The sequence below is a fragment of the Pseudomonas sp. DrBHI1 genome (assembly GCF_002205115.1).
Classification (GTDB): domain Bacteria; phylum Pseudomonadota; class Gammaproteobacteria; order Pseudomonadales; family Pseudomonadaceae; genus Aquipseudomonas; species Aquipseudomonas mosselii.
Window position 1 is genome coordinate 178,551 of sequence record NZ_NIBE01000059.1, and the last position, 10,746, is coordinate 189,296.

Sequence of the window (10,746 nt, forward strand, 5' to 3'; positions counted from 1 at the left end):
GGGCGCGGTCGAGAGGGGCTGCTGTGCAGCCCCGAGGTCTTCATGGGCTCAACGTCCCTGGCAGGCATCCACGCGCAGCCAGCGCTCCAGTACCTTGAAGCCTTGCACCAGCACGAACGAGATCACCAGGTAGAACACCCCGGCGGCAAAGAAGATCTCCACCGGGAGGTAGGTGCGGGCGATGATGGTCCGCGCCATGCCGGTTAGCTCCAGCAACGTCACGGTGCTGGCCAGGGCGCTGGCCTTGAGCATCAGGATCACTTCGTTGCTGTAGGCCGGCAGGCCGATGCGCGTGGCGCGCGGCAGCATGATGTAGAACAACGTCTTGCCCCGCGACATGCCCAGTGCACGGGCCGCCTCGATCTCGCCCTTGGGGATCGCCTGCAGGGCGCCGCGCAGGATCTCGGCGATGTAGGCGGCGGTGTGCAGGGTCATGGTCAGCACCGTGCACCAGAACGGATCGCGCAGGTACGGCCACAGCGAGCTGTTGCGCACCACTTCGAACTGGGCCAGGCCATAGTAGACCAGGAACAGCTGCACCAGCAGCGGCGTGCCGCGGAAGAAGAAGATGTAGCCGTAGGGCAGGGCGCGCACGTACCAGTGCCGCGAAGAGCGCGCCACCCCCAGCGGAATGGCCAGGATCAGGCCGGCGATGACGGCGATGGCCACCAGCTCCAGGGTCAGGGTCGCGCCCTGGGCCAGGCGCGGCAGCCACTTGATGATGACTTCCCAGTTCATTTACTCGGCCCTCATGAAGCCGCGAGCGGCGCGCTTTTCCAGGAAGTGCATGCCGATCATCGCGATGATGGTCAGGCCCAGGTAGATGCAGGCGGCGACCGCGTAGAAGGTGAACGGCTCCTTGGTCACGGTCACGCCGATCTGTGCGTGGCGCATGATTTCTTCAAGGCCGATCACCGACACCAGCGCGGTGTCCTTCATCAGGATCATGAACAGGTTGCCCAGGCCCGGCAGGGCGATGCGCCACATCTGCGGAAGGATGATCCGCGAGAGGATGCGGCCCTTGGACAGGCCCAGCGCTAGGCCCGCTTCACGGTGCCCCTTGGGAATGGCCAGGATCGCGCCGCGAAACACTTCCGTGGCGTAGGCGCCGAAGCACAGGCCGAGGGCGATGACGCCAGCGGCGAAGGCGCTGAGCTCCAGGCCCGGTATGTTCAGGGCGGCGCCGAGGCTGTTCATCAGCCCGACGGTGCCGAAGTAGATGAGCAGCACCCAAAGCAGTTCGGGTACGCCGCGCACCAACGTGGAATAGGTGCCGCCAAGCCATTGCAGCGGCTTGACCGACGAAGTCTTGGCCAAGGCGCCGAGCAGGCCCAGGGCCAGCCCCAGCAGCAAGGCGCAGAGCGCCAGTTTTACGGTCATCAGGGTACCGGCCATCATGGCCGGGCCGAATCCGTGCAGGTCGATAGTCATGGGTAAGTTTGTTCAAGGGACAGGCACCGCCATGGCGGCGATGCCTGTCGGGGCGAATCAATAGATGCTGAACGGGAAGTACTTGTCGTTGATCTTCTTGTAGGTGCCGTCGGCGACGATTTCCTTCAGCGCGGCATTGAGCTTGTTGCGCAGTTCGTTGTCGCCCTTGCGCACGGCGATGCCGACCTTGTCGCTTTCGTTGACCGGATCGCCCTTGAACTCGTAGTTCTTGCCGGCGTCGGATTTCAGCCAGTCGTAGTTGGCGTACTTGTCGGCGAGGATGGCGTCGACACGGCCGGAGGTCAGGTCCAGGTAGGCGTTTTCCTGGCCGTCGTAGAGGTTGACCTTGAACTCGCCGTCCATGCCGCCGTTGTCATCCAGCCAGGTTGCCGCCTGGGTGGCGCGCTGGGTACCGATGGTCTTGCCCTTGAGCGAGGCGCGGTCGGTCTTGAAGTCGACGTTCTTCGGCGCGATGAACTGCTGCTTGTTCGAGTAGTACGGGTCGGTGAAGTCCACCGCCTGCTTGCGCTCATCGGTGATCGACAGCGAGGAGACGATGAAGTCGAACTTCTTGGCGTTCAACGCCGGGATGATGCCGTCCCAGTCGGAAGTGACCACTTCGCATTCGACCTTCATCTTGGCGCACAGGGCGTCGCCGATGTCCTTGTCGAAGCCGACGACCTGGCCGCTGGCATCCTTGTTGTTGAACGGTGGGTAAGCGGCTTCGATACCCATGCGCAGTTTCTCGGCGGCCATGGCATTGGCCGACATCACCAGCGTGGCAGCAGCTGCCAGGAGGAACTTCTTGTAGGTCTGCATGTAGTGCTCCGTTAGCGGTGGCTGGACATGAATTGCTTGCAACGCGCCGAGGTCGGGTTCTCGAAGACCTGCTGCGGCGATCCTTGCTCTTCGACCAGGCCCTGGTGCAGGAAGACCACTTCACTGGACACCTGGCGGGCAAAGTTCATCTCGTGCGTCACCAGCAGCATGGTACGGCCTTCTTCGGCCAATGCGCGGATGACGTTAAGCACTTCCTGGACCATTTCCGGATCGAGCGCCGAGGTTGGCTCGTCGAACAGGATGACCTTGGGTTTCATGGCCAGGGTACGGGCGATGGCGGCACGCTGTTGCTGGCCACCGGAAAGCTGGGCGGGGTAGCTGTGGCGCTTGTCGAAGATGCCGACCTTGTTCAACAGCGCCTCGGCGTGCTCGGTGGCCTCGGCCTTGCTCTGGCCGAGCACGCGGCGCGGCGCCTCGATGATGTTGTCGAGGATCGACATGTGCGGCCACAGGTTGAAATTCTGGAAGACAAAGCCGATTTCGCTGCGCAGGCGGTTGATCTGGCGGTTGTCGGCGGCGATCAGGTCGCCGTTTTTCTGCGCCTTGAGTTTGAGGGCTTCACCGGCGACGAGGATTTCGCCCTGGTGCGGGTTCTCCAGCAGGTTGATGCAGCGCAGCAGGGTGGACTTGCCAGAGCCGGATGAGCCGAGGATGGAGATCACGTCACCGTCGCGCGCGGTCAGCGAAATGCCCTTGAGAATTTCCTGCTCGCCATAGCGTTTGTGCAGGTTGCGGATTTCAAGCGCGGGCGTGGCCTGGGCCATGTGCGGTCCTCATGTGTTCGGGTGCGTTCCCAGCTGTTGGCGGCCTTCCTGGCGAGCGCCACGCTAGCATAGCGGCGCAACGGCGGCCAACCGGGTCGCGGGGGGCTCGGGTCGCTGGTAGGACAGTTTGTCGCATCGCTGCAGTGGACTGTCGCCAGGATATCCGCATTGGCGTTTTGCCCAGCACCGGAGCCTTGATGAAAAAAGGCGCGATGGTGCCAGCTTTGCTCCGGTCTGGGAAGCCGTTTTTGGCCGGGTGGCACTGTGTTGCGTGTTATGTGGGGTCCGGGTTGCGCCCGTGGGTTGCGCTTTGCCTTGCCCTGAATGTGTGCCTGGGTGTTACCGAGGGGCACCTTTGGTGCGTTTGTAAGTGGGTATTTCAGTAATCCCAACTTGGCACGGGGGTTTGGCGACCTTTCGGCCAAGGCTTGGCACAATGCCCTGCAAGCCGCGTCGTTATTGGTTGCAGAAACATTTCAGACGAAAGCCATTCTCAGCTGGCCCGCTTATTGCCATCCGGAAACCACTGAATGCAGCGACGCCCACTCACACCCCGGCGCGCTGGCCAGTCATTCGTGTAGTCCACCTCCTTACAAAGGTAGTTTTATGAGCGGTAACAATTCCAATGACCTCGCTCAGGGGCTCAAGCAACGGCATGTGACCATGCTGTCGATTGCCGGCGTGATCGGCGCCGGCCTGTTCGTCGGCTCCGGCCATGCCATCGCTGCCGCCGGCCCGGCCGTGCTGCTGGCCTACGCCGCCGCTGGTACCCTGGTGGTGCTGGTGATGCGCATGCTCGGCGAAATGGCGGTCGCCTCGCCGGATACCGGTTCCTTCTCCACCTACGCCGACCGCGCCATCGGGCGCTGGGCTGGTTTCACCATTGGCTGGCTGTACTGGTGGTTCTGGGTCCTGGTGATCCCGCTGGAGGCCAACGCCGCCGCGGCCATCCTGCATGCCTGGTTCCCGTCGGTGGACCTGTGGGCCTTCTCCCTGATCATCACCCTGGCGCTGACCGTCACCAACCTGTTCAGCGTGAAGAACTACGGTGAGTTCGAGTTCTGGTTCGCCCTGCTCAAGGTGCTGGCGATCATCGGTTTCATCGTCGTCGGTTGCGCGGCCATGTTCGGCATGGTGCCGAGCAGCCAGGTCAGCGGCGTCAGCCACCTGTTCGATACCCAGGGCTTCATGCCCAACGGCCTGGGCGCGGTGCTGGCAGCGATGCTGACCACCATGTTCTCGTTCATGGGTACCGAGATCGTCACCATTGCCGCCGCCGAGTCGAAAGACCCGGGCAAGCAGATCAGCAAGGCCACCAACTCGGTGATCTGGCGTATCTGCCTGTTCTACCTGGTGTCGATCTTCCTGGTCGTGGCCATGGTGCCGTGGAACGATCCGGCCCTGGCCGAGAAAGGCTCCTACCAGACTGTCCTCAGCCTGATCGGCGTGCCGAATGCCAAGCTGATCGTCGACATCGTCGTGCTGATCGCCGTGACCAGCTGCCTGAACTCGGCGCTGTACACCTCCTCGCGCATGCTGTTCTCCCTGAGCAAGCGTGGCGACGCACCGGCCATCGCCCAGCGCACCACCAAGGCGGGCACCCCGCACTGGGCCGTGCTGCTGTCCACTGCCGCAGCCTTCCTGTGCGTGTTCGCCAACTTCCTGGCCCCGGCCGCGGTGTTCGAGTTCCTGCTGGCAAGCTCCGGCGCCATCGCCCTGCTGGTGTACCTGGTGATCGCCGTGTCGCAACTGCGCATGCGTGCCCAGCGTGAGGCGAAGGGCGAGAAGATCTCGTTCAAGATGTGGATGTTCCCTGGCCTGACCTGGGCGACCATCGCCTTCATCATCGCCATTCTGGTGGTGATGGGCCTGCGTGAAGACCACCGTGCCGAGATCATCGCCACGGCGATCCTGAGCATTGGTGTGGTGGCGGCTGGCCTGTTGCTGCATCGCAAGCGTGGCGCTGCTGCGCGGGTGGCGCTGGATAGCTGATCCGTTGGCGTGAAATGCAAAGGCCGCGTCCTGTGAGGGGCGCGGCCTTTTTGTTTGACTTGTGCGGGGGTGGGAGCGACTCAGCCGAACTGCTTCTGCTGTTGCTGCTGCCTGGCCACGACTTCCGAGGCAGTGACATAGGCGTCCTGGAACTCGTTGCTTTCCAGCCAGGCCATGGTCGCGTCCTCGTCGGCACCGTCGAGCCATTTGCGGTAGGCGGTGAACACCAGGACGATGTAGTCGGTGGCGTGTTCTTCCTTGTGGCCCTTGAGCACCAACGCCAGCAGCGGGTCGACCAGGAATACCGAGATCATCGGCACCAGGCCGTTTTCCTGGGCTTGCTTCATCTTTTCGAACAAGCTGTTGTAGCTGCCCGACTCCATGGCCTTGTTGAACACCTGCTCGACGCTGGCGCTGTCACCGGCGCTGGCCTTGACCGCCTGGCCGCTGCGTACCATGCGATTCTGCTTGGCCTTGGTGGCGGCGCGCTTGGCGCGTTTCTGTTGTTTGGTGTTGGTGGCCATGGGTGGATCCTTGGGGTGTCTGGTAAAGGCGCGTATTGAAGCGTAGTTGCCAGGGAAACCCAAGCAGGTATTCGAGATCGCCGGGGGCGCAACGCGCCCCCGGGGCTTAACTGACTAGCGCCTCCGGCTCATCCTCCTCGAAGCCCCGCGAAGCCCGCCCGACCAGCAACGGATCCGGCGCATGCGCCACGCTGTGATCCTTACCCGGATAATCCAGCGAATGCAGGAAGTGGCGAATGCAGTTGATCCGTGCCCGCTTCTTGTCGTCCGACTTGATCACCGTCCACGGTGCATCGGCGGTGTCGGTGTGGAAGAACATCGCTTCCTTGGCCGCGGTGTAGTCCTCCCACTTGTCCAGCGACTTGATGTCGATGGGCGACAGCTTCCAGTGCTTGAGCGGATCGTCACGGCGCGAAATGAAGCGGCGCAACTGCTCCTCGCGGTTCACCGAGAACCAGAACTTGAACAGCAGGATGCCGCTGTTGCACAGCATGCGCTCCAGCTCCGGCGCTTGGCGCATGAATTCCAGGTACTGCAGGGGCGAGCAGAAGTCCATGACCTTCTCGACCCCGGCGCGGTTGTACCAGGAGCGGTCGAAGAACACCATTTCGCCGGCTGTGGGCAGGTGCTGGACGTAGCGCTGGAAGTACCACTGCCCCTTCTCCTGCTCGGAGGGCTTCTCCAGCGCGACGATGCGCGCGCCGCGCGGGTTCAGGTGCTCCATGAAGCGCTTGATGGTGCCGCCCTTGCCGGCGGCGTCACGGCCCTCGAACAGCACGACGATGCGCTGGCCGGTTTCCTTCACCCAGTTCTGTACCTTGAGCAGCTCGATCTGCAGGTCATGCTTGGCCTTCTCATAGTCCTGGCGGCGCATGCGCGTGCGGTAGGGGTAGTTGGCCGGCAGGCGAGCGGCGGTGCTGTCTTCGTTGCTGCCTTTGCGAGCGTTCGCCACTTCCAGGGCGGCGGGCTGCTGGCTGACCTGGGTAATGGTCTCTTGCGCGGCGGTGCTGGTGGCCGGCTTGCGCTGGCGTGGGCGACGAGGGCGAGGGGCTGGCTTGGGGCTGCTGGCGGCCTCGGCGGGCGCTGGCAGGAGGAGGGTGGCGGATTCTTCGCTCATGGAGGTCCTTGCGGGGGTCGGTCGAATGTCCACCTTCCATCCTATGCAGGAGCAAAGGGAGGCATTTTGATATCGATCAACCAGGGGCGAAGGATTCCTGGGGTAAAACGGTAGGCAACAAAAAACCCGCACTAGGCGGGTTTCTTGTGTCGCTTCGGGTAACTTTGCAACCACCAGAAGCTTGAAGGTGGTGCCCAGAGACGGAGTCGAACCGCCGACACGAGGATTTTCAATCCTCTGCTCTACCGACTGAGCTATCTGGGCGACGGGGTGAATTAAATAGATTTTCTCAGAGGCCGTCAACGACTTTTTCAAAAAAATTTAAATTAATTCCGTCGCTTACGATTCGTGGGTCAATTCGAGGGCGGAACGTAGCCTTCGGCCTGGGCGTAATCCTCGCCGGCGAAGAACTTGTCCATCTCGGCCTGGATGAATTTGCGGTCTTCGGCATTCATCATGTTCAGGCGTTTCTCGTTGATCAGCATGGTCTGGTGGTCCTGCCACTCCTTCCAGGCTTTCTGCGAGATGTGCTCGAAGATGTCCTGGCCCTTGGCGCCCGGGTAGGGCGGGCGGTCCAGGCCTGGGAGTTCTTCGTTGTACTTGCGGCACTTCACGGTGCGGGTCATGGCTTATCTCCTGCAATCAGTTCGTCGGCCGCGCGTTGCAGCAGCTTCTTGACCGGGGCGGCGAGGCCCAGGCGCGGCGGGGTGGCGAGGTTATACCAGAGCCAGTCGGGCTCGGCCACGTACGAGCCGACGGGCTCGACACGCACCAGCCAGGGTTCGATGGCCAGTTGGAAATGGCTGAAGGTGTGGGTCAGGCCGTCCAGGGCCTGGCTGCCGTTCAGGCGCAGGCCGTGCTGGTACGCGAGGTCGTCGAGCTGTTCCAGGCTGTCCAGCTCCGGCAGGCTCCATAGTCCGCCCCACAGGCCGGTGGAGGGCCGGCGATAGAGCAGGATCGCGCCTTCGTGGTTGGTCAGCAGCGGCATCAGGGTCTTGCGCTGGGGCAGGGCCTTGCGCGGCTTGGGCTCGGGGTAGCGGGTCTCTTCGCCATGCAGGTGTGCCTCGCAACCCCTTTGCAGCGGGCAGATCAGGCAACTGGGCTTGCTGCGGGTGCACAGCGTGGCGCCCATGTCCATCATGGCCTGGGTGAAGTGGTTGACCCGGGTCATCGGTGTGAAGCGTTCGGCGGTGGCCCAGAGCTGGTTGGCCACTTTGGGCTCGCCGGGGTAGCCGGCCTGCGCGGTGAAGCGGGCCAGCACGCGCTTGACGTTGCCGTCGAGGATCGGTGCGCGGATGCCCATGCTGATGCTGGCGATGGCGCCCGCCGTGGAGCGCCCGATGCCGGGCAATTCGGTGAGTTGCTCGACGCTGCGTGGGAACTCGCCGCCATGCTGCTCGACAACGATCTTCGCGGCTTTTTGCAGGTTACGGGCGCGGGTGTAGTAGCCAAGGCCCGTCCACAGGTGCAGCACCTCGTCCTCCGGCGCCTCGGCCAGAGCCTGCACGGTCGGCAGCGCCTGCATGAAACGGTCGAAGTAGTTGAGCACGGTGCTGACTTGCGTCTGCTGCAGCATGATTTCGGAGACCCACACCCGATACGGGGTGATGCCCTGTTGCCAGGGCAGGTCGTGGCGGCCGTGCTGGTCGTACCAGTCCAGCACGGCGCTGGAGAACTGCTGGGGGGTCATCGTTTGAACAGCCCCTTGAGCGCATCTTTGAGTTCCGGGCTCACCTTGTCTCCGAGTTTCTCTTCGAGTTTTTCATCGATCTTGTCCTTCAGGCGGTTGCCGGCCAGCTTCGCGGCGACCTTGCCCAGGCCGTCCTGGTCTAGGCGGCAGGCCTTGGCGCCCAGCTCCAGCGGGCCACGGCAGCGCAGCGGTACTTCGACACCGGTAAAGCGCTCGTTGACCTGGCAGGCCGGGTCGGGCATGGCGCGCTGGTCGCCCTCGACGATCACACCGACGTTGTAGTCCATGCCCAGCACGCGCAGGTCGAGGTCGCCATGGCCGTTGACGGTCAGGCCCGGGATGCGTGCCTTGAGGTCCGGGTTGCTGGCTACGCCGTTACGCACCACCAGGCTGCCGCGCAGTTCCTGGAACGGCGTGTCCTTGCCCCGTTGTTCGCCGCTGAGCTGCTTGCGGTTGAGGGTGGCGATGGCCTGGCACAGCTGCTGTTCCAGGTTGGCGTTGACCAGCACACCATCATTGATGGTGAAGCTGGCGTTGCCGTTGAGGGTATCGACCAAGGCTTTCTGGCTGTTGCCGGTGGCGGTCAGGTCGCTGTTCAGGGTCAGCAGGCCCTTGACCGGCGGCGCCTGGTCCGGGCTTTCGCGCTTGATGAAGTGCTCCACCGGCACGCGACTGATCTTGGCGTTCACGCCGATCTGCGGCACGGCAGGGCGTACGTCGACAGTGCCCTTGGCCTCGAAGGTGCCGTTGTACAGGCTGCCGCGCAGGGTCTGCAGGGTGACCAGGCCGGCCTGGCCGCTGGCGGTCAACTGCGCGTCGCTGATCGGCAGCTTGTCCAGGGTCAGCGCGCCGAACGACAGGTCGGCCTGCAGGTCCAGGGCGCGCAGGCGGTCGACCGGCAACAGCTTGTCGTTGCTCCAGGCCACCTGGGTCGGAGCGTCGGGCAGTGGTGTGGTGCCCGCGCCGGCGACGGCGGTGGCTTCCTGCTGCTTGACCTCGGCCTGGCGCGCTGCCGTGGCGCCCTTGGCCTCTTCGCTTTTGGCCGGCAGGTAGCGATCGGCGTTGAACGTGTCGGCTTTGAGGCGCACACGCAACGCTTGCTTGGCGAAGTCGTCCACGGCGACACGGCCGGTGAAGGTGCTGTCGTCCAGCTTCACCGCCAGGTCTTCCAGGGCCAGGCTGTTCTGCGTGCCCTGCAGGCGGGTGACCAGCTCCAGTTTCTTGAATGCCGCCGGGTCAGCGGTGGCCGGCAGCGGGTGGCCGATGCCGTCGAGGAAGCTGCGCAGGTCGAACTGGGCGATGGACAGGCCGCCGCTGACCTGCGGGGCCTTGTCGAGGTCACGCACGTTCAGCTCGCCCAGGGCACGCAACTGGTTGGCCGAGACCTTCAGGCCGCTCCAGGACGCGACATTGGCCGCCAGGTCGACCAGCACCTGCCCTTGGGCAACGAAGGTCAGGGTCTTGCCGGAGAGCGGCTCGCCCGAGGTTTCGCCGGACAGACGCATGTCCTCGAGGTTGTAGCGCTTGAGCTTACGGTCGAAGCGCAGCTCGCCGGTCAGCTCGGTGCGCGCCTTGATGTTCGGCTGGCTGGCGCTGAGGAAGGCGCTGGCCTTGAGCGCGATGTTCGCGCCTTCGTGCACGGGACCTGTGCTCAGCTGGATGCTTTCGGCGCCATAGGTCTGTCCGGCTTTCTCGTCGGTGTAGAGCACGCGGGCGTTATTGACGGTCAGGCTGTCGATGTCGAGCTTGACCGAGCGCTCGCTGGCTTCCGAGTTGGCTGGTGTGGCGGCTGGCGTTTCAGTCGGCGTGCTCGCCGACGCGCCTGCGACGGTCGGCTGCGGCAGTGGCTTGCCGATGTCTTCCCAGTTGCCATGGCCGTTGGCGTCGCGGGTCAGGGTCAGGTTGAGGCCCTCGACCCGCACATCGCTCATCTGCACCTCGCGGCGCAGCAGCGGCAGTACGCGCACTGACAGGCCGAGCATCTGCAGGTCGGCGAACGGCACCTTGGGGTTGTTCAGCGTGGCGATGCTTGCTTCGTGCAGTTCCAGGCCCAGCCAGGGGAACAGGCTCCAGCCGATGTCGCCGTTGAGGGTCAGTTCCACATGGGCCTTGTCGCGGGCCAGCTTGCGGATTTCATCTTTGTAGTCGTTGGGATCGAAGAGGTGGGTCAGGGCGAAGCCCAGCGCCACGATGATCAGCAACAACCCGAGAAGTCCCAGCCCCAGGATTTTGCCGAACGCTTTCATGGGCGAGTCCTTGTAGTCCGATTTAGAAATTCAGCGGCGAGTATAGCGCCGTGGCACTTGGCTCTGCGTATCCGACATTTCGACAGTGGCAATGGCGGCAGTTCATTTATTGCCTGTTCGGGCCTCATCGCCGGCAAGCCGG

At 63.6% G+C, this 10,746-nt stretch carries 10 protein-coding genes and 1 tRNA gene; 1 reads left to right on the forward strand and 10 read right to left on the reverse strand.

Annotated features, from left to right (window positions below; all coding sequences use genetic code 11):
- Positions 1–48: 48 nt before the first annotated feature.
- The 4 genes from CC207_RS12900 to CC207_RS12915 are packed head-to-tail and all read right to left on the reverse strand — an operon-like array spanning position 49 to position 3,035.
- Positions 49–738: an ABC transporter permease gene (locus CC207_RS12900; protein ID WP_028688474.1), complete on the reverse strand. Its 690-nt coding sequence runs from the start codon at positions 736–738 to the stop codon at positions 49–51.
- Entirely contained in the window at positions 739–1,431 is a 693-nt protein-coding gene (locus CC207_RS12905) for an ABC transporter permease (RefSeq protein ID WP_050703398.1), read from the reverse strand.
- 57 nt (positions 1,432–1,488) lie between these two features.
- Positions 1,489–2,250 carry an ABC transporter substrate-binding protein gene (locus tag CC207_RS12910; RefSeq protein ID WP_028688472.1) on the reverse strand — a complete coding sequence of 254 codons (762 nt, stop codon included), beginning with the start codon at positions 2,248–2,250 and terminating at the stop codon, positions 1,489–1,491.
- Between the two features lie 11 nt (positions 2,251–2,261).
- A complete protein-coding gene (locus CC207_RS12915) occupies positions 2,262–3,035 on the reverse strand; it encodes an ABC transporter ATP-binding protein (RefSeq protein WP_028688471.1) in 774 nt (257 codons plus the stop codon).
- A 606-nt stretch (positions 3,036–3,641) separates the two neighbouring features.
- On the opposite strand from CC207_RS12915, the gene gabP reads away from it, so the two are divergent.
- Positions 3,642–5,027 carry a GABA permease gene (gene gabP, locus CC207_RS12920; RefSeq protein WP_028688470.1) on the forward strand — a complete coding sequence of 462 codons (1,386 nt, stop codon included), beginning with the start codon at positions 3,642–3,644 and terminating at the stop codon, positions 5,025–5,027.
- Between the two features lie 80 nt (positions 5,028–5,107).
- On the opposite strand, the gene CC207_RS12925 is transcribed toward gabP, so the two are convergent.
- The 6 genes from CC207_RS12925 to CC207_RS12950 form a co-directional block, all read right to left on the reverse strand.
- Entirely contained in the window at positions 5,108–5,551 is a 444-nt protein-coding gene (locus tag CC207_RS12925) for a hypothetical protein (protein ID WP_088852215.1), read from the reverse strand.
- Between the two features lie 106 nt (positions 5,552–5,657).
- Complete coding sequence (gene ppk2 / locus CC207_RS12930; RefSeq protein ID WP_088852216.1) at positions 5,658–6,668, reverse strand: polyphosphate kinase 2; 1,011 nt, start codon at positions 6,666–6,668, stop codon at positions 5,658–5,660.
- A gap of 188 nt (positions 6,669–6,856) precedes the next feature.
- Positions 6,857–6,932: transfer RNA gene (locus CC207_RS12935), tRNA-Phe, on the reverse strand.
- An 89-nt stretch (positions 6,933–7,021) separates the two neighbouring features.
- Positions 7,022–7,294: an oxidative damage protection protein gene (locus CC207_RS12940; protein ID WP_011536185.1), complete on the reverse strand. Its 273-nt coding sequence runs from the start codon at positions 7,292–7,294 to the stop codon at positions 7,022–7,024.
- Positions 7,291–8,358 (reverse strand): A/G-specific adenine glycosylase, encoded by a 1,068-nt coding sequence (gene mutY / locus CC207_RS12945; protein WP_028688467.1) that lies wholly within the window; start codon positions 8,356–8,358, stop codon positions 7,291–7,293. The genes CC207_RS12940 and mutY overlap by 4 nt, the downstream gene beginning before the upstream one ends.
- Positions 8,355–10,604, reverse strand: coding sequence for an AsmA family protein (locus CC207_RS12950; RefSeq protein ID WP_088852217.1), 2,250 nt, complete (start codon positions 10,602–10,604; stop codon positions 8,355–8,357). The genes mutY and CC207_RS12950 overlap by 4 nt, the downstream gene beginning before the upstream one ends.
- Positions 10,605–10,746: the final 142 nt, after the last annotated feature.